Here is a 23,281-nt window from a genome sequence, read left to right on the forward strand (position 1 = left end):
GGATCAGAGCACCATATCGTCGCGATGCACCAGCGCCGCCCGGCCCTGATAGCCCAGGATCGCCTCGATCTCGGCAGACCTGTGCCCCGCGATCTTCTTCGCCTCGGCGCTGGTATAGCGCACCAGCCCCTTGGCCAGAACCACGCCCTCGGGCGACAGGATCGCCACCGGCTCGCCCCGCCCGAACGTGCCGGTGACCCGCGTCACCCCGGCGGGCAGCAGGCTTTTGCCCGCCCGCAGCGCCGTCACCGCACCCGCATCCAGGACCAGCTCGCCCTTGGGCTTCATCGCATTGATCCAGCGCTTGCGCGCCAGTTGCGGATCGGCCGCGGGCACGAACCAGGTCCGCGCCGCGCCTTGCGCCAATGCGGTCAGGGGCCGCAGGACCGAACCTTCCATGATCGCCATGGCGCAACCGCCCGCGACGGCCGTGCGCGCGGCCAGAAGCTTGGTCTTCATCCCGCCCTTGGACAGGCCGGAAATCGGGTCGCCCGCCATGGCCTCGATCTCGGGGGTGATCGTCTCGACCAGATCAAACCTGCGAGCGGTGGCGTCTTCCTTCGGGTTGGCGGTGTAGAACCCGTCGACATCCGACAGCAGGATCAGCTGATCCGCCCCCACCGTCACCGCGATCTGCGCCGCGAGCCGGTCATTGTCGCCAAAGCGGATCTCGTCGGTGGCGACGGTGTCATTCTCGTTCACGATCGGCACGACATGCAGGCCGATCAGCGTCTCCATCGTGGCGCGGCTGTTCAGATAGCGCCGCCGGTCGGTCGTATCCTCAAGCGTCACCAGAACCTGCGCCGTGGTGATGCCATGCGGCGCCAGCACTTCCTCATAGGCGCGCGCCAGCCGGATCTGGCCCACGGCGGCCGCCGCCTGGCTTTGCTCCAGCGTCAGCGCGCCTTCGGGCAGGCCCAGGATCAGCCGCCCCAGCGCGATGGAGCCGGAAGAGACCAGAACCACATCCGTGCCGCGCAGCCGCGCCTCGGCCACATCCAGCGCCAGCGCCGACAGCCATGCCTGCTTCAACCCCTTCTGGCGATCCACCAGCAGGGCCGAGCCGATCTTGACGACCAGCCGCTTCGCCGCCCGCACATCGGGGGCGCGGGTCTCGGTCAGGGTTGCCATGTGCTGCGCTCCGCCTCGACGGGTTTGGCTTCGCCCGCGATTTCGGCATAGACCGCCCGCAGCACTTCGGGCAGGCCCTTGCCAGCCACCCCCGAGATCACATGCACCGGCCCGCCGCTGGCCTTTTCTAAGGCTCGGCGACGGTCGGAAATCTGCCTGGCATCCAGCGCATCGACCTTGTTCAGCGCAAGGATGCGGGGTTTGTCGCCCAGGATATCGGAATAGGTCTCAAGTTCGGTGATGATGGTGCGGTAATCTTTGGTGATGGTCGAAGACGTGCCATCCACCAGATGCAACAGCACCTTGCAGCGCTCGACATGGGCAAGGAACTGCATCCCCAGACCACGCCCCTCGGAGGCGCCTTCGATCAGGCCGGGAATATCGGCCATAACCATCTCATGCCCGTCGATGCCGACGACGCCCAGATTGGGCACCAGCGTCGTGAATGGGTAATCCGCGATCTTCGGGCGGGCATTCGACACCGCTGCCAGGAAGGTCGACTTGCCGGCATTGGGAAGGCCCACCAGCCCGGCATCGGCGATCAGCTTCAGCCGAAGCCAGATCGTGCGTTCCACCCCCTCCTGCCCCGGATTGGCCCGGGCTGGCGCGCGGTTGGTGCTCGATTTGAAGCGCAGGTTGCCCCAGCCGCCGTTGCCGCCCTCGGCCAGACAGACGCGCTGGCCGGGTTCGGTCAGATCGGCGATGACGGTTTCCTCATCCTCATCCAGGATCTCGGTGCCGAGCGGCACTTTCAGCAGGATGTCATCGCCCGACTTGCCGGTCTTCTGGTTGCCCATGCCCGGCTGGCCCGACTTGGCGAAGAAATGCTGCTGGTAGCGATAGTCGATCAACGTGTTCAGCCCCGCCACGGCCTCGGCCCAGACCGAGCCGCCATGGCCGCCATCGCCGCCATCAGGGCCGCCGAATTCAATGAACTTCTCGCGCCGGAACGAGACGCAGCCCGCGCCGCCGCCGCCCGAGCGGATATAGACTTTGGCAAGGTCGAGGAATTTCATCGGTCTGCGCTTTCGCTGGGATGGAAGGGCGATACAGGATCAGGGCCAAAGGCTCAAGCGATGCCTATGGCGAAGGCGGCAGGCTGGCGGCCCAGCCCTGCCGCGTCAGCCTTTGCCGTTTGACCGGGCGCGCCTGTTCGAAGGCCTGGCAAAAGGCCTGCGCCACAGCCGTGGTGCGGAAACCGAGCTTGCGATGCACCCGGGCCGAAGCCCGGTTGTCCTCGAAATAGCCAGAGGTCACTGGCCCCGCCGATGGATCGGCAAAATGCGCGGCCAGCACGGCGCGGGCCGCCTCGGTGACATATCCCCTGCCCTGCCGATCAGGCGCGACCCAGAACCCAAGGCCCGGCGCAAGCGAGATCACCCCGATCAAGCCGGGGCCATCGTCGATCGCCCAGAAGCGGCCGGGCATGGCGTTGGGCAAGAATGCAGCAAAATCCTGCGGCCCATAGGGATGCGGCACGACCGACAGATAGCGACTGACCGAAAGCCGCCCGACACCGTCGATCACGGCCGGGGCGTCTTCTTGCCTGAGGGGGCGCAATTCCAATCGCGCCGTCCGCAGGACCGCGCGATTGGAAAGGTCCATGGCGTCAGTCCAGTTTCCGCAGATACGTCCAGGTTGGGACACGGGCGTTGCGCGCGACCGAGAAGGCTTCGGCATCGCCCAAATACTGGAAACCCGCATTGGTCAGCACCCGCGCCGATCCCGGATTGTCCTGGAAAACCTCGGCGAAATAGGTGCGGTCGCCCAGCGGGTTTGCCGCGATCAGGGCACGCACAGCCTCGGAGGCAATGCCAGAGTTCCAGAAGGCGGGCGCAACCCAATAGGCCACTTCCGATTGGCTGCCCTTGCCCGCGCCGCAATCCATCGGCTTGAGGCTGATCACGCCCAGCACTTCCGACAGGCCGGTGGCCGCGCCGTCCAGCACCCAGACAGAGCCGGGGCGTTCCTGCTTCATGGCGCGGGCCACATAGGCCTCGGCCGCGCCCGGGGGGAACGGGTGGGGAATATTCTGCGTCGCCTCGGCCACGCGGCGGTCACCGGCGTGATAGGCGATCAGGCCGGCATCCGACGTGCGGACCGGGCGCAGGACGAACCTGCCAGCGGCGATCTGGCCTTCTGCGGCCTGGATCGTGTCGAGAACCATGGCTTCCCTCCTTCGAAGCTCATGCGGGCGCCAGTCCCGATCTGATACAAGTCATCCCGATATGGGTCTGGCTTCCGGGTTTTCCCAACCCTGCCCGGCAAAACCGCGGCAGAAATGAGGAAGGGGACCGGCTTTTCAGCCGATCCCCCCGATACTCTCGGATTGTAAGGGTTTTTCGGCTTACTCGGCGGCCTCCGCCACCGGGAGGACCGAAATGAAAGTGCGGCCTTTGAGGCCCTTCTTGAACGATACCTTGCCTTCGACGGTCGCGAAGATGGTATGGTCCGACCCCATGCCGACACCTTGGCCCGGGAACCAGGTGGTTCCGCGCTGACGGCAGATGATGTTGCCCGGAATGGCCTCCTGGCCGCCATAGAGCTTGATGCCCAGACGACGACCGGCCGAGTCGCGGCCGTTGCGGGACGAACCGCCTGCTTTCTTGTGTGCCATGGGAGATTACTCCTTCGCTTCCGCGGCCTTGCGGGCGCGCTTCGGTTTCTCGGCGGCGTCAGCGGCCGGAGCGTCAGCCTTGGCCTTGGTTGCGCCGGGGGCTTCATGGGCGGCCAGACGCGCGGCAGCGGTGCCGATCGCTTCCTTCACGCCGGTCTTGTCGGCGCCCTTCTCCAGCACGTCGGTCACGCGCAGCAGGGTCAGCTGCTGGCGATGGCCACGGGTGCGCTGCGACGAATGCTTCCGGCGGCGCTTGTGATACGAGATGGTCTTCGGACCCTTGATCTGCTCGATCACTTCGGCCTGCACGGCGGCACCGGCAACCAGCGGCGCGCCGACGGTCGAGCCGAGCACCAGGATCTCGTTGAACTGGATCTTGTCGCCAGCGACAGCATCAAGCTTTTCCACGCGCAGCACGTCGCCCGCCTGGACCTTGTATTGCTTGCCGCCGGTCTTGAGGACCGCAAACATGGGTCGTCCTTCCTTCGTTACCCGCGCCCTGTGGCCCCGTTTCCGGCGTTGGTGGAGCTGGGCCTTCCGGCCCTGCCCCGCCTCGGACAGCGCGCCCTTTTCGCAAGGGCGGTGTTTCAATAAAGAACCGGCCCGGGATTCGCACCCCGGGCAGGTCGTGGGCTTATGATCCGCGCGCCGGTCCCTGTCAAGCAGAACCGGCGCCCACCTGCCGGGTCGCGGTGGCCTAGATGTCGCGCGATTGCGACATGGCGCCAACGGCGCGACCTAGTTCTTCCGAGACCGGCACGAAAGCCGCGTCAAAGGCCGCAAACAAGGCCGCATTCACCCGCTTGCCCTCGGGCGAGGCCCAGAAATCGACATAGCTCTGCATTTCCGCATCGCTCAGGGGCGCATAGGCCAGGACAAGATAGGAATAGAGCCAGGTCGTCGTCGAGGCGCGCAGTGCCCCCTCCTGCCCCCAGACCTCGGTCATCATATCGTCCAGCGGCTGGGCCTGGGCTTTCGGCAGCGTCTCGGCCATGCCGCGCGCGAAGGCGAGATTCGCGCTCAGCGCGCCGGCCACGTTCATCTCGACCAGATCACCCGCCTCAATCATCTTGCGCACCAGCCGCAGTCGCGGATCGCGCGCCGCTTTCATCTTCTCGGCCGTCACCTCTGCCGCTTCCGAAACATCCTCATCGACCATGGCGCGACGGGCATCCAGTTCCAGCGTAAGGATGCGCTGGCCAAGATCAGTGCCGAAGAAGGTCTGCGCCGCCTTGATCGCTTCCCGATCGTCTTTCAGCGCCGCCTCGAAAGCCGCAAGAAAGCGGCTTCGCATCTGGCCGATGTCATAGATCCCGTCGACAGTCGCCGCCCAACCTGCTCCGCCCCGACCCGGGAAGGACCCGCTCTCGATCTCGGCGCCATGGGCGCGGCCCTCCTCCGCCATGATGGCGAAAGTCGCGTCCATACGCAGCAGATCGGCCAAGGCCGCGACCGGCGAGGCCTCGAGATCCTGGGTCAGCCCGGCCTCGGCCTGCTGGGCATGGGCGGGCCCCAGAATGAACGGCGCAGCCGGGGCGACCAGCGCCACACAGCAGACGAAGCCCGCGGCAAGAAGCTCGGGTTTCAGCATCTGGACCTCTCCACACAGCGCCGGAGAGCGCTCCGACGGAAGCAAGCCTAAGCGCGGTGCCCGCCCGCGCCAAGCGCAGGGACGTCAAACCTGCGTGTTCCCGCCTGCCCAATCAGAGAACCGCCCGCGGAACGGGCGAGATAAGCGCACCACATCTCCAGACGGCCGACGGCAGCCTTGCCTGCATCGGTTTGCCCATTGTCGGCAGCAAGCCCCAAGACCCCTTCTGTTCCACCGGCTTGCCGCCCCACCACTGGTTTCAACAACCTGTCAGCTCCGGGACAGAAAGCCGCGAAATCGCTCTTGTGCTTGCCCCGAGGCCCGGCTAAACCCCCGGCTCACAAGACGACCCCCAAAGCGCGGAGAGGTGGCGGAGTGGTCGATCGCGCCGGTCTCGAAAACCGGAGTGCCTGCAAGGGTACCGTGGGTTCGAATCCCACCCTCTCCGCCACTTGCCCCCGCGAAAGCGTTTTCCCGAGTGCGGCATGAGGGTCATGTGCGATGTACTGCGGGTTCGCTTCAGCGGCTCTTGCGCATGTCTTTAAGGCACCGTTTAACCCCCGTGGCCAGGAAGCCCTGCGTCAGGCCGGTTTGATCCGGCAGACCCGGTCCAAGAGCAGCAAGGTCTAGGGTCACTGCAACCCCCCCGACGATCTGCGCGATCAGGAGCAACTGGGTGCCGCCGGTGCGTCGGCGAAGTGCAGCATCCAGGGCTTGTGGTGCGCGCCAGCCGCCAGCAGCTGGCTGCACCTTGGGTCTTGATCGGCCGATCTGCGATGAACACCGGCACGAGTACACGATCGGCAATCGCACCCAGAAGCGCGATAGTGTCCTGCAATCGGACGTCGCGGGCCAGTCAGATTACGCCGGGCGCCGTCATTCAGTAGGCCTCATCCGCGTGGGCAAGTGTCACTTGCACCACATCGCAGCGCCCGGTGGCAAAGGCGGCGGCGCAACCCTCCAGATAGAATTGCCAACCGCGCAGGAAGGCGTCGCCATACCCAAGCCGCTGGATGCGCGGGCGCTGTTGCATCATCGTCTCGCACCAGATCCGGCATGTGCGGGCATAGTCATGTCCGAAAGCGTGGCTGTCTCGCACGCGCAGTCCGACCTTCGTCGCCTCGTGGGAGATGACGGCAGGACAGGGCAGCATGCCGCCGGGAAACACATGCTGACGGATGAAATCCGACCGGCGGCGATAGACCGAAAATTCGGCATCCGGCACGGTGATCGCCTGCAAGACCGCCCGCCCACCCGGCGCCAGCCGCGCCGCGAGCGTGGCGAAATAGGTTGGCCAGTAGCGTTCGCCCACCGCCTCGATCATTTCGATCGACACGATGTTGTCAAAGCGCCCCGTCACCTGCCGGTAATCCTGAAGACGGATCTCGGCACGGCCATCCAGCCGGGCGTCGGCATACCCCTTTTGCGAGTGAGACAGCGTGATCGCAGTCACCGTCTGGCCGCGCTCGGCTGCCGCCTCAGCAAAGCCGCCCCATCCACAGCCAATTTCCAGAAGGCTCTCACCCGGCGCCAGTTGCGACAGAATGCGCCCGTTCTTGCGCGCCTGTGCGCGATGCAGGTCATCCCCTTCACCGAACAGCGCCGAGGAATAGGTCATGCCCGGGTCAAGCCAGAGCTGATAGAACTCGTTGCCGACATCGTAATGTGCGCGGATATTGCGCAGCGATCCGCGCAGGCTGTTTGGCCGCACCAGCCTGTCAACCAGCCGCATGCGCATCGCTTGAAGCCGCCCCGGCTCTCCCCAGCCCGTCCGAAGGCCAAGGTTGCGCAGGGCCAGCGAGAGGGTCCTCTCCAGCGTCTCGCTGTGCCAGTCACCCGCGATCCAGCCCTCGCCCAGCCCGACATCGCCGCGCAGCGCCAGACGCGGCAGCAGCCGCCAGTCGCGGATCTGCAAGTCCGCCTCGGGACCGGAGCTTCCAAAGCGATGGCGCGTGCCCTCGGGAGTGGTCAGGGTCAGGATGCCATCGGTGATGCCCTCGAGGGCGGAAAGAAAGCGGGATTTCAAGGGGCGTGTCGCGAGGATCATCAGCTGATTTCCTGATCGGGTGGGGCGGGACGTCGGCGATAGGCGGCGCCTTTGAGTTTCAGGCGCATCGCGTGCCAATAGATTTGCACGATCACGCGCAACGCACCGCCGGGCCGTCGAAAGCTTGTTGCAAGCACCGCGCGGGCCGTCAGCGGCGCCAGCGGCCCCGTCATGGCGGTGTCGATTCCACCCGCGCCATCCTGTTGGGCGATGCGGATGGCGATACGGTCAGAGTGCAGGGCGAAGCGAAAATGATAGTCACCCGCCACGTCCTGAAAGGGCGAGACGTGAAAGACCTTCGGCGCGGTCAGTTCCGTTTCTCCGTCAATCGGCGCAAAGTCGTGACGGGCCAACAGATAGCTGTGGCGCTGGCCGAAGGTGTTGTTGACCTCGGCAATCACCGCGATCAACGCATTGCCCTCGATCAGCATCCAGAAGCTGACCGGGTTGAACCAGTAGCCCAGAAACCGCGGCTGCGTCAGGAGCGCCAGCACCAGCCCCGGACGTCGTGCGATCCCGGCCGCCGAAAACTGTGCCCATGCCCAGGGCGCGCAGATGCCTGCACCACGGGGCCCGCCGTGATCGCAATCGTGAAAGGCAATCAGACCAAACCTGTTATGTGCCATGAGCCGGGGTGGGCGAAAGTGCTCGGGCGCCAGCAGCACCTGTTCGGCATAAGTGCGGAATGCGTGGCGCAGTTCACCGCGGCGGGCATGGGTCACCAGCGCAGCCATTGCCAGCACTTCGCCAGCCTCAAGGCGCGCCGCGAGTGTCAGGACAGCACCGCCGCAGGCAGCAACCTGCGCGCGATGCGCTGCGCGCTGGCAAAGCCATCCTCGTGAAAGCCATTGCGCAGCCAGGCGCCTGCAAACCACGTGTTGCGGTTGCCTTGCATCGCGGCAACCTTTGCCTGCGCATCCAGCGCTGCAAGATCAAAGACCGGATGGCGGAATGTCACCTGATCGTAAATCAAACGCGGGTCGATCCCGTCACTTTCATTCAGCGTGACAAACAGCGGATCGTCGTCGGGGATGTTCTGAAGCCGGTTCATCCAATAGGTGACGGCCACACCCGCACGCCCGGCATTGCTACGGCTGACCCACGAACTCCAACACCGGCGGCGGCGCGGCATCACGGATGGGTCGGCGTGAAGGACAGTGTGGTTTGGCTGAAACCGGATCGCCGAAAGGGCTGCGCGTTCCGTTTGATCGGCATCGCTCAGCATCGCCAGCGCCTGATCGGCATGCGTGGCAAGGATGACATGATCGAAGATTTCCGCCTCTGCCCCCTCGGCGCGCAGGGCGATCATGCCGCTTGATCGCGTGACCGCCCGCACAAGGGCTCCGGAGCGCAGATCGACACCGGCGCGCAGCAGCGCCGCGGCCAGCCGCTCGACATATCGGATCGAACCGCCCTCTACCGTCCACCACTGGTGATGCTGGCCGCGCGACAAAAGCCCGTGGTTGCGCATGAACCGTACCAGCGCACGCGCCGGGAAAGCGCCGATGTCTTGATCGGGGGTGGACCAGATCGCTCCGCAGAAAGGGAAAAGGTAGTGGTCGCGGAACCGTACACCCAGACCCATCCGCTCGATCAGCATCGAGATGGTCAGGTCAGGCGCGGCCGCCACCTCGGCCTCGGCCCCGGCATTGAAGCGCAGGATGTCGCGGATCATCAGGTGAAAGCGAGGGTCCAGGATATTGCGCCGCTGTCCGAACAGCGCATTGCCGGATCGCAGCGCATATTCCATCCGTCCGGCATCCAGCGAGACGCCAAAGCTCATGTCGCTTTTGGCGATTGGCACATCAAGGTCGCGAAACATCGCCGTCAAATGCGGGTAATTGACATGGTTGAACACGATGAACCCGGTATCGACCGGCTGATCGCCCTGCTTGCCGGCAAGGACAGTGCGCGCATGGCCGCCAAGCCGGTTCGCTTCTTCGTACAGCGTCACCTGATGGTGGCGCGACAGAACCCACGCGCAAGCCAGGCCCGATATGCCCCCACCGACGATGGCGATCCGCTGTGGCGCGCCCTTGGCAATGTCAAAAGGCATATGGCCCCCATTAACTCTTTGACATGCTTACGCGTGCAAGCTGACCTTGGATCAATCGTCCCGTAAAATTACCGTAAGAATGATCTGCTGCGCCTCGTCATCCGTAGCGGATGGCATGAACACTGAATTTGCGCCGGTCGAGGCCCGCCCTTATAGAATGCCCAGTCCGATGGCACCGCCACTGGTCGATGACGGTGCCTTGAGGTCCGGAGTGGTGGGTCAACAGCCGATGGACGAACTATCCAGGTTGACTGGCGATATGATCGCCGTCCGCGACAGCCGCGATCGCGCCGCCTTCGGCCGGCTCTTTGACCATTTTGCGCCGCGCCTCAAGGCGATGATGCTGCGCGGCGGGCTGCGGGACGGCACGGCCGAAGATGTGGTGCAAGATGTGATGCTCGCAGTCTGGCACAAGGCAGGTCAGTTCGACCCGCATCGTGCAGATGCGGCGGGTTGGATCTATGGCATTGCGCGGAACCGACGCATCGACATGGCGCGCCGCCGCCCGCTCGCGCAGCCCGACGAGATGCCCGAGCTTGAGAGCCAGGAGCCCGACGCAGCCCAGATCGTCGCGCTGCAGCAGGAGGCGCGCCACTTGGCCGAAGCCCTTGCGCGCCTCGGTCCCGAACAGGCCGAAGCGCTGCGCATCGCCTATTTCGAGGATATTCCCCACAGCCGCATCAGTGAAATGACGGGCTTGCCGCTTGGGACCATCAAGTCCCGCATCCGCCTTGGCCTTGAACGCCTCCGGCATGAGCTGAAGAAGATCGCACCATGACCACCATCCGCCACCACATCCCCGACACCATGCTTGACGCCTATCGCGCCGGCACCTTGCCCCACGCCTTTGGGGTGGTCGTCGCCGCGCATCTGTCGCTTTGCGACCAATGCCGCGCGCTCCAGGAGGCCGGAGACATGATCGGCGGGGCGCTTTTGCAGGATTCAGCCGGTTCCGCCCTGCGCGCCGATGCACGCGAACGGATGATGGCGGCCCTGGACGCACCGCCGCCGAGACCTCCCCTGCGCGTATCCGGGCCATTTCCTTCGGCCGTCATGGACGAATTGGACGGAAAGCCGCCGCGCTGGCGCATGCTGGGCGGAGGCATCCGCCAGCAGCTTCTGTCCGCCGATAGCGAAGGTGCGCTGAGGCTGTTGTATATCCCCCCGGGAAAGGCCGTGCCGGAACACGGACATCGGGGGCAAGAACTGACGCTGGTTCTGCAAGGCAGCTTTTCTGACGCCGCGGGAGCATTTCATCGCGGCGACGTCGAAGCAGCGCATGACGAGATCGACCACCAACCTGTTGCCGGCCCGGGTGAGCCATGCATCTGCTTGGCGGCAACCGATGCGCCCTTGCGCTTTCACGCGCTGATCCCTCGGCTCTTGCAGCCGATCTTCAGGATCTGAACGATGGCCTTTGCTGGTCGGCGCATTTGGATCATTGGCGCCAGCGCGGGTATCGGCGCTGCTCTCGCCCGAGCGCTGGCAAGGCAAGGGGCGCGGCTGATCCTGTCTGCCCGCGACGGCGACGCGCTGGAACTGCTGTCGGCGGAATGTGGCGGCGCGCAGGCTCTGCCGCTGGATCTGGGGCGACCCGAAACGCTGGCGACGGCCGTCGCACAACTTGCGCTGAAGATGCAGCTGGACGCGATCATCTGTACCGCGGCGCTTTACAATCCCAGTCGCGTCGCCGAGATCGACCCCACACAGGCCGAGGCGATGGTGCGGGTCAACCTTCTGGGCATGATAGAGGTTGCCCGCCTTTGCCCCCCGCTGCTCCGTGATGGAGGGCAGCTGGTCCTGTTCGGTTCGGTCGCGGGCTATATCGGCCTTCCGGGTGGACAGCCCTATTCGGCAACCAAGGCGGCGGTCAACAATCTTGCCGAAACGCTTGCGACGGAACTGGCGCCGCGCGTGACGGTGAAGCTGGTCTGCCCTGGTTTCGTCCAGACCAGGCTGACGGCCAGAAACACATTTACCATGCCCGCAATCATTACCGCCGAGCAGGCGGCAGAGGCGGTGCTGCGCGGGATGCAGCGGCGGAGATTTGAGATCCACTTCCCGCGCCGCTTCACCTGGGCGATGAAGCTGGTGCGGGTCTTGCCGTATGCGCTTTCGCTGCGGCTCTTGCGACGCTTGAGCTGATCGTTCAGTTGAACCGTCCCGAGAGCGCCAGAACGCCAATCCAGGCTGCAAATCCTGTCAGGAACGTGCCCCACAAGCCGTCGATGATGACCTGTTCCCATGACCAGTCGGCAAGTGTGGCATAGTTGGTCATCTCATAGGTGCCATAGCACATCAGCCCGATGACCATGCCTCCGATCAACGCGTGAAAGGGATCATTGCCCTTCAGCGCGGGCCAGGACACCAGCCACACAAGTCCGGCAATATATCCCAGATAGAACAGCGCGGCCGGACCAAGCCGCAGCGGATCGGCAAGAAGATGGCCGACATTGCGCTCGAACACCGGCCGGATCAGAAACCGGATCCCGATCACATCCAGCGTGAGGAACACCGCGGCAGTTGCAGCATAGAGAAGCGCGACTTGAAGCATGCAAAGTCCTTCGAGATTGGTGGGCTGCCAGTTGTCGTCCGGCCGACGCAGATGGCGCGAACCTTCTGCCACCCGCGCCAGTGTCTTGTTTTACGCAATTATCCTTGCAGCAGATCAATTTTCTCGGACAGAACGGCAGGCTGATCCTCGCGGCTCAGAGACGACAGCACCCAGCGCATTCGGGTCGCAGGGTCGGTGTGGATGCCTCCTGACGGCATCGCAATGCGCCAAGCTTTTGATGACGAAGCGCGATCCGTAGACGGCGGCCCTCGCTGACGCCCAATGGAGCAGCTTGAACTTGGAGAAGGTTGTCTTTCGGACGCACCCCCTCCGCCACTTACACATCCCGTTGATATCGGATGATTTTAATTCTCCTGCATTGTGACGGGTTTTGCGCGATGCGCTGGCATCCAGAGAATTGAACCTGTACGGCAAGTAACCGCCCGAAACAGCATGAAGCCTGTTTGGTCCTGGCGCGCTGCGGTCTTCGGCTGTGGCTTCCCGCGCTGCTCCTGACCTCCCCCTCTTGCAGATCTCACGCACAAGCCGGTTTCCTGGCTGTGCATCTGTCCGCCCGTGCAAAAGGCGCGGCGCGGCGTCTCGCGAACGTCTTCCAAGCGTCTTCCAAACGTCTTCCAAAAATCCGGGCGGTCCGCATCACCCGCAAAGGGCAGATCCGCCACCGCGCCGGCGCCGGGCGGCCTTATTTACACGTCCTTTACGCCCGGCCGCCGTCTTTCGCATAGCCGCCTTACGCGTCTTCGGCCCATCCAACTCCTGACTATTGGCAGGAGGTTTCCTTGGCTGACCTTGTCTATCTGGCGATCACAGTGGCCGCTTTCGCCACCTTCGCCGTTGCGGTTCGCGCCGCAGAACGCATGTGAGGCGCAGTATGTTCGACATCATCCTTGGCCTTGGCGTTACCGCCGGGCTTTTCGTCTATCTCGGGTGCGCGCTCTTGCGCCCCGACCGGTTCTAGGGGGCAGCCATGAGCCTTGCGGCCTATGCCCTATACTTCGCCGTCCTCGTTGGTCTTGCCTGGCTTCTGGCCGGTCTGATGGCGCAGATCTATGCCGGAGAAATCCCCTCGGCGATGTCGAGACTTGAGGCTGGCCTGCTGCGCGTCAGCGGCACGGTCGCCGGTCGCGGCATGTCCTGGGGCGGCTATGCCCTTGCGGCGCTGGCCTTCAACCTGGCCGGCTTCCTTTTGCTTTACGCGATCCTGCGCGGTCAGGGCAGCTTGCCGCTGAACCCTGACGCGATCGGCGGCATGTCGGCGGACCTGGCCTTCAACACGGCCGCCAGCTTCATCACCAATACCAACTGGCAGGCCTATTCTGGCGAGGCGCAGTTGAGCTACCTCTCCCAGATGGCCGGGCTGACGGTGCAGAATTTTGTCAGCGCCGGCACCGGCATGGCTGTCGGCGTTGCGGTGATCCGGGGTTTCGTGCTGGAAAAAGGCGCGAGCATCGGCAACTTCTGGCTCGACCTGACCCGGTCGGTGCTCTGGATCCTGCTGCCGCTGTCGATCCTGCTGGCCCTGTTCCTGGCGGCGCAGGGTGTTCCGCAGACGCTTCTGGGTGCCGTCACCGCGACCGGCGTCGAGGGGGGCGAGCAGATCATCGCCCGTGGCCCTGCCGCAGCCCAGATCGCGATCAAGCAACTGGGCACGAATGGTGGCGGCTTCTTCGGCGTGAACTCGGCGCATCCTTTCGAGAACCCGACGATCGCCTCGAACCTGGCGGAATGTCTGGCGCTCTTGCTGATCCCGGTCGCCTTCTGCTTCCTCTTCGGCCGCATGGCGGGCGACCGGCGGCAGGGCTGGGCGATCTTTGCCGCGATGGCGGTGATGTTCGTGGCGGGCTTGAGCGTCATCCATGTCTACGAGATCGCCGGCAACCCCGCGCTTGGATTCGGCGCCAACATGGAAGGCAAAGAGCAGCGCTTCGGTGCGATGCTTTCGGCGCTCTGGGCGGCCTCGACCACCGCCGCGTCGAACGGGGCCGTCAACGCGATGCATGACAGTTTCATGCCGCTGTCCGGCCTTGTGACCATGGTCTTCATGCAGGTCGGCGAGGTGATCTTTGGCGGCGTGGGCGCGGGCATCTACGGCATGCTGATCTATGTCGTGCTCGCGGTCTTCCTGGCCGGGCTGATGGTCGGCCGCACGCCGGAATATCTGGGGCGCAAGATCGAGGCGCGCGAGGTCACGCTGGCGCTCCTGGCTTTCCTGTCGATGCCGCTGGGCATCCTTGTCGGGGGCGGGATCGCTTCGATCGTGCCGCAGGCGCTGACGGCGGTGCAAGACCCCGGGCCGCATGGGCTGAGCGAGATCCTCTACGCCTATTCCAGCGCCATCGGCAACAATGGCAGCGCCTTTGCCGGCTGGGGGGCTGCGGGCATTTGGCACACGACGGCGATCGGAATCGTCATGCTGATCGGGCGCTTTGCGATCATCATTCCGGTGCTGGCCATCGCGGGGTCGATGATCCGCAAGCCCAAGGCCGCCGCGACCAGCGGCACCTTCCCGACGCATGGCCCCCTGTTCGTCATGCTGCTGGTCCTCACCGTGGTCATCCTTGGTGCGCTGACCTTCTTCCCTGTCCTTGCCCTTGGCCCCATCGCGGAAGAGACCGCGCGGCTGGCCGGACAAAGTTTCTGAGGCATATCATGTCGAAACATGAAAGACCGGCCAATCTCTCTGGCCTTTACCCGATGGCGATCAAGGCAAGCTTCACCAAGCTTTCGCCCCGTGCCCTGTGGCGCAACCCGGTGATCTTTGTCACCGCCGTTGTCGCCGCCATGACCACGGCCCTTGGGGCGCGCGACCTTGTGTCGGGCGTCGCCGGGGCGGGAACGGCGCTGCATATCTCGTTCTGGCTTTGGCTCTGCGTGATCTTCGCCAATTTCGCCGAGGCCCTTGCCGAAGGCCGGGGCAAGGCGCGGGCCGATGCGCTGCGCGCCACCAAGACCGAAACCGGCGTCAGGGTGCTGCCCAGCCCCGACAGCGACCCGTCCGAAGCCGAGACCCGGGCCGCGACCACGCTCCAGCCCGGGCAGTTCGTTCTGCTTACCCCTGGCGCAATCGTCCCGACCGATGGCGAGGTGGTGCGCGGCGTTGCTTCGGTCAACGAAAGCGCCATCACGGGCGAGAGCGCCCCGGTGATCCGCGAGGCAGGCGGCGACAGATCTTCGGTCACGGGAGGGACCATGGTCGTGTCGGACTGGCTGGTGATGCGGGTGACGGCGGAGCCGGGGAAAAGCTTCCTCGACCGGATGATCGCCCTGGTCGAAGGGGCGGAACGGCAAAAGACCCCGAACGAGATCGCCTTGAACATCCTGCTGGTGGGTCTGACCCTGATCTTCCTGTTCGTCACCGTCACCCTGCCCGCCTTTGCCAGCTATTCGGGCACGGCCATTCCGCTGGTGGTGCTTGGCGCGCTGTTTGTCACGCTGATCCCCACAACCATCGGCGGCCTTTTGTCAGCCATCGGCATCGCCGGGATGGACCGGCTGGTGAAGGCCAATGTCATCGCCAAATCCGGCCGCGCGGTCGAAGCCGCGGGGGATGTCGACACCCTGCTTCTCGACAAGACCGGGACGATCACCTTCGGCAACCGGATGGCCGATGGGTTCGTTCCGGCGCCGGGCGTGGATCTGCGCCGCCTGGCCGAAGCGGCGGCGCTGGCCTCGCTGGCCGACGAGACGCCCGAGGGCAAATCCATCGTCGAGAAGGCGCGCGAGATACTGGGCGCCGTCCCGGCGATGCCAGCCGGGGCCGAGCCTGTGCCCTTTGCCGCCCAGACCCGGCTGTCGGGCCTGGATGCCGGGGGGCAATCCTTCCGCAAGGGCGCGATGGATGCGGTGATCCGGTTGACCGGCCAAGCCCCGCCCGGTGCCCTTGCCGGGCAGGTCGATGCGATTGCCCGGTCGGGCGGCACACCGCTTCTGGTGGCCGAAGGCAGCACGATCCTGGGCGCGGTGCATCTGAAGGACATCGTGAAACCGGGCGTACGTGACCGCTTTGGCGAATTGCGCGCCATGGGCATCCGCACCGTGATGATCACGGGCGACAACCCGCTGACCGCCGCGGCCATTGCCGCCGAAGCCGGGGTAGACGATTTCCTGGCCGAAGCCACGCCCGAGATGAAGCTGGACCTCATCCGCCGCGAACAGGCGGGCGGACGACTGGTCGCCATGTGCGGCGACGGCTCGAACGATGCCCCCGCGCTGGCGCAGGCCGATGTGGGCGTGGCAATGAACGCGGGCACGCCGGCGGCGAAGGAAGCCGCGAACCTGATCGATCTCGACAGCGACCCCACCAAGCTGATCGAGGTGGTTCTGGTCGGCAAGCAGCTTTTGATCAGCCGGGGGGCGCTGACCACCTTCAGCATCGCCAATGACGTGGCGAAGTATTTCGCCATCCTGCCCGCGATCTTCGTCACGGCCTATCCGGGGCTTGGGGTGCTGAACATCATGAATCTGGCCTCGCCGACCAGCGCCTTGCTGTCGGCCGTCATCTTCAACGCGCTGATCCTGGTGGCGCTTGTGCCGCTGGCCCTGCGCGGGGTGCGCTATACGCCCGCAAGCGCCGCAGCCCTTCTGCGCCGCAATCTGGCGATCTATGGCCTTGGCGGCCTGATCGTTCCCTTCATCGGCATCAAGGCGATCGATCTTTGCCTTGCCGCTTTGAACCTTGCCTGAAGGAGGCATCCATGCTTTCGCATCTTCGCCCTGCCGTGTCGATGATCCTGATCTTCACCGCCGTGACCGGGGTCGCCTATCCGCTGGCCGTGACCGGGGCCGCGCAGGCGCTGTTCCCGACCGCCGCCAATGGCAGCCTGATCGAAAAGAACGGTGCTGTCGTCGGGTCGTCGCTGATCGCCCAGCCCTTTGCGGGACCGGGCTATCTGCACCCCCGCGCCTCGGCAAGCGGCTGGAATGCCGCCGGCACCGGGGCGACCAACCTTGGCCCCACCTCGGCCGCTCTGATCGCCCAGACGGCCGAGGCCCGCGCGGCCTGGGAGGCGCTGAACGGCGCCCCCGCCCCGATCGACGCAGTCACCACCTCGGGCTCGGGCCTGGACCCGCATATCAGCCCGGAAAGCGCCTTTGGCCAGATCGAACGCATCGCCCTGGCGCGGGGGGCTGATCCCTTTGCCGTGCGCGAGCTGATCACCGCGCATGTCGAGGCGCCGGTCCTGGGCCTGTACGGCCTGGCCCGTGTGAACGTGCTGGAGACCAATCTTGCGCTTGACGCGGTCTTCCCGATAGCACCCGCTACACCCTGAAGGAGAGACCATGCCCGCCGACACGGAAAGCCGTCCCTCGCCCGACGCGCTGCTGCACCAGGCTGCGCGCGAAGGCAGGGGGCGGCTGAAGTTGTTCCTCGGCGCAGCGCCCGGCGTCGGCAAGACCTGGGCCATGCTGGACGATGCCCATCGCAAGCAGGCCGAAGGCGTCGATGTGCTCGCGGCGCTGATCGAAACCCATGGCAGGGCGGAAACCCAGGCCAAGCTGGCCGGCCTGACGCAACTGCCGCGCAAGGCAGTGCTGTATCGCGACCGCGCCCTGACCGAGATGGATCTTGACGCGCTTCTGGCGCGCCGCCCCGACCTGGCCCTGATCGACGAGCTGGCCCATACCAATGCCGAAGGCAGCCGCCACGAAAAGCGCTGGCAGGATGTCGAGGAGGTGCTGGCCGCCGGGATCGACGTCTACACCACGCTGAACATCCAGCATATCGAGACGCTGAACGAGACCGTGGCCCGGATCACCGGAGTCCGGGTGCGCGAGACCGTGCCCGACAGCGTCATGGACATGGCCGACGAGATCGAACTGATCGACATCCCGCCGGAAGAACTGGTGAAGCGGCTGAAACAGGGCAAGGTCTATCCTGCCGACCAGGCCTCGCGCGCGCTGGGGTCCTTTTTCGTCATGGGCAATCTGACAGCGCTGCGCGAACTGGCGATGCGCACCGCCGCCGACCGGGTTGACGCCCAGTTGCGCGAACACATGGCGGTCAACGCCATCCAGGGCCCCTGGCCGACGCAAGAGCGCATTCTGGTCTGCGTCAATGAAAGCCCGGCGGCGCGCGAGGCGATCCGCGTCGCCAAACGCTCGGCCGACCGCGCGCGGGTCGGGTGGATCGCGCTCAACATCGTCTCGACCCGCAGCGAGGACATGACCGAGGCCGACAAGGACCGGCTGGCCGCCACCCTGCGCCTGGCCGAAAGGCTGGGCGCGGAACTGGCCACGCTGGAAAGCGAGCGCGATGTCGCCGACGCAATCCTTGCCTTGGCCCGCGACCGCAACGTGCAGCGGATCGTTGTCGGCCGCAGGCGCCGCCGCACGCTTTGGGAACGGCTGACGACCGAGGATTACGCGCGTGACCTGATCCGGCAGGCAGGGTCTTTCGAAGTGACGATCGCCTCGGAACCCGAGGAAAAGGTTGCGGGCCGGACCCTGCGCCTGCCGCGCCTGAGCGGCGGGCCGATGGCCTGGGGCGAGGCGGTTCTGGCGACGGCGGCCGCATCGCTGGGGGCCTGGGCGGCGGATACGCTGTTTCCCGTTGCCTCGCTGGCACTTTTCTTCATGACCGCCGTGATCGTCGTGGCCAGCAGGCGGGGCATGGGACCATCGGCGCTGGCTTCGGTGCTGGGCTTCTTCTCCTATGACTTCTTCTTCGTCGATCCGCGCCTGACCTTCACGATCACCGATCGAAGCGAGCTGCTGACCCTGACGCTCTTCCTTGCCGCCTCGCTGGTCACGGGCAATCTGGCCGCGCGGCTGCGGGCCAGGGTCGAGGCGCAATCGGCCATCGTCGACCGCACGAACAAGCTCTACGACTTCAGCCGCCGCGTCGCTTCGGCGGCAACGGCGGATGACGTGATCTGGGCCTCGGTCAGCCATGTCGCCACGACGCTGCGCTGCGAGTCGGTGCTGCTTTTACCGCGAGGCGGCGCGCTTCAGGTGGTGGGTGGCTTTCCGCCCGAGGATCGCCTGGACCTTCGCGACCAATCGGCAGCGCAATTCGCCTGGGAGAAGGGCGAACCGGCGGGACAGGGGTCCGACACGCTACCGACTGCGCGGTGGTTCTTCTTGCCGCTTATCGCTTCGGATCGCCGGCTCGGCGTCCTTGGCATCGCCTTCGACGACGACCGCATCCTGCCCCGCACCGACCGCCGGCTGCTGGAGGCTCTGGTCGACCAGATCGCCCTGGCGCTGGAACGGCTGCGCCTGACCGAAGACCTTGCCGCGACAGAACTGGCGACCGAGACCGAGCGGCTGCGCACGGCCCTGTTGAATTCGGTGAGCCACGACCTGCGCACGCCGCTTGTCACCATCATCGGCGCCGCAGGAAGCCTGGCGGAAACCGATCTGTCGCCGGGCGCCCGCAGGGATCTGGCCGAGAATATCCGCGAAGAGGGCGAAAGATTGGACCGCTATGTCCAGAACCTGCTGGACATGACCCGCCTCGGTCATGGCGCGCTGACGCCCCGGCTGGCACCGCTGGATCTGGCCGAACTGGTCGGCAGCGCCCGCCAGCGGATGCGCGGTGTGTTGCGCGCGCATGTCCTGCGGATCGACCTGCCCCCCAGCCTGGAGATGGTGCTCACCGACGCGCTGCTTTTGGAGCAGGTGTTGGTGAACATCCTGGACAATGCGGCGAAATATGCGCCGCTTGGATCAGCGATCGTCATCTCCGGCAAATCCGCCCCCGGGCGGGTCGAGCTGTCCATCGCCGATCAAGGGCCAGGCATTCCGCCTGCCGATCAGGCCCGGGTCTTCGACATGTTCTACCGGGTGGCGGGTGGCGACCGCCAGCGGGCGGGCACGGGCCTGGGCCTTGCGATCTGCAAGGGGCTGGTCGAGGCGATGGGGGGCAGCATCCGGGCGGAAAGCGGCTGGCCCGATGGCAGCGGCACCCGTATCGTCCTGTCGCTGCCCGTTGCTGATGCCGAGAGACCGCTATGACCGCCCGCGTGCTTGTCGTCGATGACGAAGCCCCGATCCGTCGCTTCCTGCGCGTGGCGCTGGAGGCCGAGGGTCACGCCGTCATCGAGGCCGCGACGGCCCGCGAGGCGGTCGCTGCCACCGCGCGCGAGAACCCTGCCCTGCTGGTGCTGGATCTGGGCCTGCCCGATGCCGACGGCCTGTCGGTCCTGAAGGAAATCCGCACCTGGTCGCAAGTGCCGGTGCTGATCCTGTCGGTGCGCAGCGACGAATTGGGCAAGGTCGAGGCACTGGATGCCGGTGCCCAGGATTATGTGGTCAAGCCCTTCGGAATGAAGGAATTCCTGGCCCGCATCCGCAGTCTGCTGCGGGACCGGTCGTCGGATGATGCCGCCCCCTCCAGCCTCTCGATCGGCCCATTGGCCATAGACGCGGCGACCCACACCGCAACGCTGGACGGCAAAGCCCTGCATCTGACGCGGCGTGAGTTCGACCTGTTGTGGATCATGGCCAGCCATCGCGGCCGGCTGATGACGCAGGAGATGATCCTGAAAGCGATCTGGGGCCCGGCACATCTGCGCGACAGCCAGTATCTGCGCGTCTATATTCGCCAGTTGCGCCAGAAGCTGGGTGATGACGCCAGCAATCCGCGCTTCCTCTTCACCGAGCCGGGCGTCGGCTACCGCATGGCCGACGACTAGAGCGCGGACTCAATTTATCGCAGCCATATTCTTGCTGATGCGAGAGCGAGCGCGGTGAGGAAATTTGTTGCGTGTTTCTCGAAGCGCGTGGCGATGCGACGGAATTGTTTGAGTTTGCAGAAGAACCGTTCGATCAGGTTTCGGCGGCGGTAGATGTCCGGCGGAACGCTTCGTTGGATGCGGACGCGACTTTGGGTCGGGATATGCGCCTGACCACCGCGCGTCACCACCCGTTCGACCAGAGCGAGGCTGTCATAGCCGCGATCCGCGACCACGGTGCCCGGCGGCAGGGTGTCCAGCAGGATGGGCGCGGTGGTCTTGTCCGACGCCTGCCCAGGCGTGAGGTGAAGCCGGACGGGCAGCCCGTCCTGATCCACGACGGCATGGATCTTGGTGCTCAACCCGCCACGAGAACGGCCAATGGCATGATCCTCGCCCCTTTTTTCCGCCGGCGGCGTGCTGGTGGGCGCGGACGATGGAACTGTCGATCAACTGCAAGGACTGCGGGGAGCGCTCTGCAAGTTCCTTGAACACTTTCAACCATATACCCCGTTTGGCCCAACGGTTGAACCGATTATAGACGGTCGTGTGAGGGCCATACCGTTCCGGCAGGTCACGCCAAGGCGCTCCGGTCTGGAGCACATAGAATATCCCATTCGCCACACGACGGTCATCAACCCGGTGCTTTCCCTTGCCCGGCCTCGGCAGCGGCGGCTCCACCAATCGCCATTCCTCGTCGCTCAGATCGTAACGCGCCATGAAACCCTCCCGCCCATGGCAGGAATGAATCACAGCAAGAACCCAACCGGAATCCCCCTATCGAGTACGACGCCTAGGCAAAGCCCTCGATATAGGCCTGCGCGAGTTTCGCCGTCCCGGCGGCAAAATGCGGGGCCATCGCTTGCGGTTCGGGGGCCTCGATATGGCTGCCGATCCAGGCGAGAAGGGCCATGCGGCGCAGCATGACGAAGGTGTCGATCTCGACCTCTTCCGCCTCCGACAGCGGGCGGACCGAACGGTAGCCCCGGACCCAGGCTTGGCGCAGGACGGGCACCTGGGGGTGATCCTCCATGAAACTGATGCCTGTCGCGAAGTCGTAAAGAAACCAGCCCAGGCCGCAATCGTCAAAGTCGATCAGCCGCGTGGTTTCGCCCTCGATCAGCAGATTCGCCAGCCTCATGTCGGCATGGACCAGGCCGAAGCGGTCTGGCCCCTTCCCGAAAGCCGCCAGCCGGCGGCATATCAGCGCCTCGGCCTTCTCCAGTACAGCGCGGATCTCGGGCGTGACGTTCGGCGCGTCCCTCCAGTCGCCCCAATTCGCCTGCGGGCCGAAAACCGCCTCTGCATCCCAATGCAGCCGCTCCAAAGGGGTTGGCTTCTGCCATCCCTGCGAATGGATATGGGTTCGCGCGGCGATGGCGCCAAGGCGCTCGAACGGGGCGGCCAGGTCCTCGTTCTCGTCGGGCTGGCGCCCCGGCGCGAAGGCAAACATCACCATGAAGCGCGGCTCTGGCAGGTCGGGATGATGCCCTTTCTGCACCAGAGCGCCGTTCCGCCCGATGATCGGCGGCGGGGTCAGGACCATGTTATCCGCCGCCAGGGCCTGCGACCAGGCCAGTTCCTGCTCGATCCCGCGGCGGGAGTGATAGGCGGGGCGGTGGACCCGAAGGATCGAGCGGAAGTCGCCCGCCTCGACCAGATAGGTGGCGTTTTCCGAGACGTTGATCAGCCGCGCCTGCGCCCCCTCGGGCACGGCCCAAAGCTGCAACGAAGAATTGGCCAGTTGATCAAGATGGCGAAGAAGAACCTGCAACGGAATGGTATCGGCCAGCATGGCACCCCCTCAGATCGACGCCAGAGCTTCCAGCGATTCCGGCAGGATCTGGCCGCCGTCCACAATGATCTGCTGGCCGGTTATGTAGCCTGCCTCGTCCGACGCGAAAAACAGCGCTGCGTTCCCGATATCCTCGACCGCGCCAAGCCGTTTCAGCGGGATCGAAGCGGCCATCGTCTTGAGATAATCCTCGCCCAGGCCTTGCAGGCCCTCGGTGATGATATTGCCGGGCATGACCGCGTTGATCGTGGTGTTGTAGCGCGCAAGCTCCATCGCGGCGGTCTTGATGAAGCCCAGCTGCCCGGCCTTCGAGGCACCGTAATGCGACCAGCCCGGATAGCCGGTGACGGGCCCGGTGATCGACGAGGTGACAACGACCCGGCCCTTGCCCGCCTTCTCGAAATGTGGAATTGCCGCCTTCACGGTGAAGAAGGTCGAACGCAGGTTCGTCGCCATCACGTGATCCCAGTCTCCGGGCGTCATGTCGACCATCTTGACCTGCGGGAAAGCGCCGGCATTGACGCAGAGCACGCCAATCCCGCCTTGTGCCGCGGCTGCCTCATCGACCATGCGGCGGACGCTGTCATAGTCGGTTACGTCGCAAACCGCCCCTCGGGCCGTCGCGCCAAGCGCGTTCATCTCGGCCACGGCATCGTCGATATCGGCCTTGTTGCGGGCCGCGATCGTAAGCTTGACCCCCGCACGGGCAAAGCAGCGGGCGATGCCGCGGCCAATGCCCTTGGAGCCGCCGGTGACGATGACGCTCCGGTCCTTGAGTGATGTCAGCATTGTAT

Annotated in this window: 23 protein-coding genes and 1 tRNA gene; 10 read left to right on the plus strand and 14 right to left on the minus strand. The window is 65.3% G+C overall.

The window, feature by feature from the left end:
- Window positions 1–3 precede the first annotated feature (3 nt).
- From proB to ACED67_RS16630, 7 genes are all read right to left on the minus strand, one after another.
- Window positions 4–1,131 carry a glutamate 5-kinase gene (gene proB / locus ACED67_RS16600; RefSeq protein WP_395542832.1) on the minus strand — a complete coding sequence of 376 codons (1,128 nt, stop codon included), beginning with the start codon at window positions 1,129–1,131 and terminating at the stop codon, window positions 4–6.
- The gene (gene obgE, locus ACED67_RS16605; protein WP_395542833.1) at window positions 1,119–2,147 is read right to left on the minus strand and encodes a GTPase ObgE; all 1,029 of its coding nucleotides are present in this window, start codon (window positions 2,145–2,147) and stop codon (window positions 1,119–1,121) included. Before obgE ends, proB begins: the two co-directional genes overlap by 13 nt.
- A gap of 64 nt (window positions 2,148–2,211) precedes the next feature.
- On the minus strand, window positions 2,212–2,736 hold the full coding sequence (locus tag ACED67_RS16610; protein WP_395542834.1) for a GNAT family N-acetyltransferase: 525 nt from the start codon (window positions 2,734–2,736) through the stop codon (window positions 2,212–2,214).
- Window positions 2,737–2,740: 4 nt separating this feature from the next.
- Window positions 2,741–3,298 carry a GNAT family N-acetyltransferase gene (locus tag ACED67_RS16615; RefSeq protein WP_395542835.1) on the minus strand — a complete coding sequence of 186 codons (558 nt, stop codon included), beginning with the start codon at window positions 3,296–3,298 and terminating at the stop codon, window positions 2,741–2,743.
- A 180-nt stretch (window positions 3,299–3,478) separates the two neighbouring features.
- Window positions 3,479–3,748, minus strand: coding sequence for a 50S ribosomal protein L27 (gene rpmA, locus ACED67_RS16620; RefSeq protein ID WP_395542836.1), 270 nt, complete (start codon window positions 3,746–3,748; stop codon window positions 3,479–3,481).
- 6 nt (window positions 3,749–3,754) lie between these two features.
- Complete coding sequence (gene rplU, locus ACED67_RS16625) at window positions 3,755–4,219, minus strand: 50S ribosomal protein L21 (protein ID WP_395542837.1); 465 nt, start codon at window positions 4,217–4,219, stop codon at window positions 3,755–3,757.
- A 226-nt stretch (window positions 4,220–4,445) separates the two neighbouring features.
- Window positions 4,446–5,339 (minus strand): hypothetical protein, encoded by an 894-nt coding sequence (locus tag ACED67_RS16630; protein ID WP_395542838.1) that lies wholly within the window; start codon window positions 5,337–5,339, stop codon window positions 4,446–4,448.
- 361 nt (window positions 5,340–5,700) lie between these two features.
- On the opposite strand from ACED67_RS16630, the gene ACED67_RS16635 reads away from it, so the two are divergent.
- Window positions 5,701–5,790: transfer RNA gene (locus ACED67_RS16635), tRNA-Ser, on the plus strand.
- 429 nt (window positions 5,791–6,219) lie between these two features.
- On the opposite strand, the gene ACED67_RS16640 is transcribed toward ACED67_RS16635, so the two are convergent.
- From ACED67_RS16640 to ACED67_RS16650, 3 genes are read right to left on the minus strand one after another with little or no spacing between them, the layout of a single operon-like run.
- Entirely contained in the window at window positions 6,220–7,386 is a 1,167-nt protein-coding gene (locus ACED67_RS16640) for a class I SAM-dependent methyltransferase (protein WP_395542839.1), read from the minus strand.
- A complete protein-coding gene (locus ACED67_RS16645) occupies window positions 7,386–8,120 on the minus strand; it encodes a DUF1365 domain-containing protein (protein ID WP_395542840.1) in 735 nt (244 codons plus the stop codon). Before ACED67_RS16645 ends, ACED67_RS16640 begins: the two co-directional genes overlap by 1 nt.
- A 38-nt stretch (window positions 8,121–8,158) precedes the next feature.
- On the minus strand, window positions 8,159–9,442 hold the full coding sequence (locus ACED67_RS16650) for an NAD(P)/FAD-dependent oxidoreductase (RefSeq protein WP_395542841.1): 1,284 nt from the start codon (window positions 9,440–9,442) through the stop codon (window positions 8,159–8,161).
- A gap of 169 nt (window positions 9,443–9,611) precedes the next feature.
- Here ACED67_RS16650 and ACED67_RS16655 point away from each other — a divergent pair, with 169 nt between their 5' ends.
- From ACED67_RS16655 to ACED67_RS16665, 3 genes are read left to right on the plus strand one after another with little or no spacing between them, the layout of a single operon-like run.
- Window positions 9,612–10,220, plus strand: a complete 609-nt coding sequence (locus ACED67_RS16655) for a sigma-70 family RNA polymerase sigma factor (RefSeq protein WP_395542842.1) — start codon at window positions 9,612–9,614, stop codon at window positions 10,218–10,220.
- A complete protein-coding gene (locus ACED67_RS16660) occupies window positions 10,217–10,849 on the plus strand; it encodes a ChrR family anti-sigma-E factor (protein ID WP_395542843.1) in 633 nt (210 codons plus the stop codon). The genes ACED67_RS16655 and ACED67_RS16660 overlap by 4 nt, the downstream gene beginning before the upstream one ends.
- Window positions 10,850–10,852: 3 nt before the next feature.
- Window positions 10,853–11,587, plus strand: coding sequence for an SDR family NAD(P)-dependent oxidoreductase (locus ACED67_RS16665; protein ID WP_395542844.1), 735 nt, complete (start codon window positions 10,853–10,855; stop codon window positions 11,585–11,587).
- Between the two features lie 4 nt (window positions 11,588–11,591).
- On the opposite strand, the gene ACED67_RS16670 is transcribed toward ACED67_RS16665, so the two are convergent.
- Window positions 11,592–11,996 carry a DUF2177 family protein gene (locus ACED67_RS16670; protein ID WP_395542845.1) on the minus strand — a complete coding sequence of 135 codons (405 nt, stop codon included), beginning with the start codon at window positions 11,994–11,996 and terminating at the stop codon, window positions 11,592–11,594.
- Window positions 11,997–12,888: 892 nt separating this feature from the next.
- Here ACED67_RS16670 and kdpF point away from each other — a divergent pair.
- The 6 genes from kdpF to ACED67_RS16700 are packed head-to-tail and all read left to right on the plus strand — an operon-like array spanning window position 12,889 to window position 20,653.
- Window positions 12,889–12,975, plus strand: a complete 87-nt coding sequence (gene kdpF, locus ACED67_RS16675; protein WP_395542930.1) for a K(+)-transporting ATPase subunit F — start codon at window positions 12,889–12,891, stop codon at window positions 12,973–12,975.
- Window positions 12,976–12,984: 9 nt separating this feature from the next.
- Window positions 12,985–14,658: a potassium-transporting ATPase subunit KdpA gene (kdpA, locus tag ACED67_RS16680; protein ID WP_395542846.1), complete on the plus strand. Its 1,674-nt coding sequence runs from the start codon at window positions 12,985–12,987 to the stop codon at window positions 14,656–14,658.
- Window positions 14,659–14,666: 8 nt separating this feature from the next.
- Window positions 14,667–16,700, plus strand: a complete 2,034-nt coding sequence (gene kdpB, locus ACED67_RS16685) for a potassium-transporting ATPase subunit KdpB (RefSeq protein WP_395542847.1) — start codon at window positions 14,667–14,669, stop codon at window positions 16,698–16,700.
- 11 nt (window positions 16,701–16,711) lie between these two features.
- Window positions 16,712–17,287, plus strand: a complete 576-nt coding sequence (gene kdpC / locus ACED67_RS16690) for a potassium-transporting ATPase subunit KdpC (RefSeq protein ID WP_395542848.1) — start codon at window positions 16,712–16,714, stop codon at window positions 17,285–17,287.
- Window positions 17,288–17,297: 10 nt separating this feature from the next.
- Window positions 17,298–19,973: an ATP-binding protein gene (locus ACED67_RS16695; RefSeq protein ID WP_395542849.1), complete on the plus strand. Its 2,676-nt coding sequence runs from the start codon at window positions 17,298–17,300 to the stop codon at window positions 19,971–19,973.
- Complete coding sequence (locus tag ACED67_RS16700) at window positions 19,970–20,653, plus strand: response regulator (protein WP_395542850.1); 684 nt, start codon at window positions 19,970–19,972, stop codon at window positions 20,651–20,653. Before ACED67_RS16695 ends, ACED67_RS16700 begins: the two co-directional genes overlap by 4 nt.
- A gap of 14 nt (window positions 20,654–20,667) precedes the next feature.
- Here ACED67_RS16700 and ACED67_RS16705 read toward each other — a convergent pair.
- From ACED67_RS16705 to fabG, 3 genes are all read right to left on the minus strand, one after another.
- Window positions 20,668–21,412, minus strand: a protein-coding gene (locus ACED67_RS16705) for an IS5 family transposase (RefSeq protein WP_395542851.1) whose coding sequence is annotated in 2 segments (ribosomal slippage) — window positions 20,668–21,088 and window positions 21,087–21,412 — 747 coding nt in all. Because the reading frame shifts where the segments join, the coding sequence is not laid out codon by codon here.
- A gap of 73 nt (window positions 21,413–21,485) precedes the next feature.
- A complete protein-coding gene (locus ACED67_RS16710; protein ID WP_395542852.1) occupies window positions 21,486–22,487 on the minus strand; it encodes a phosphotransferase enzyme family protein in 1,002 nt (333 codons plus the stop codon).
- A 9-nt stretch (window positions 22,488–22,496) separates the two neighbouring features.
- The gene (fabG, locus tag ACED67_RS16715; protein ID WP_395542853.1) at window positions 22,497–23,276 is read right to left on the minus strand and encodes a 3-oxoacyl-ACP reductase FabG; all 780 of its coding nucleotides are present in this window, start codon (window positions 23,274–23,276) and stop codon (window positions 22,497–22,499) included.
- Window positions 23,277–23,281: the final 5 nt, after the last annotated feature.

Source organism: Neotabrizicola paludis, from assembly GCF_044142105.1.
GTDB lineage: Bacteria > Pseudomonadota > Alphaproteobacteria > Rhodobacterales > Rhodobacteraceae > Pseudogemmobacter.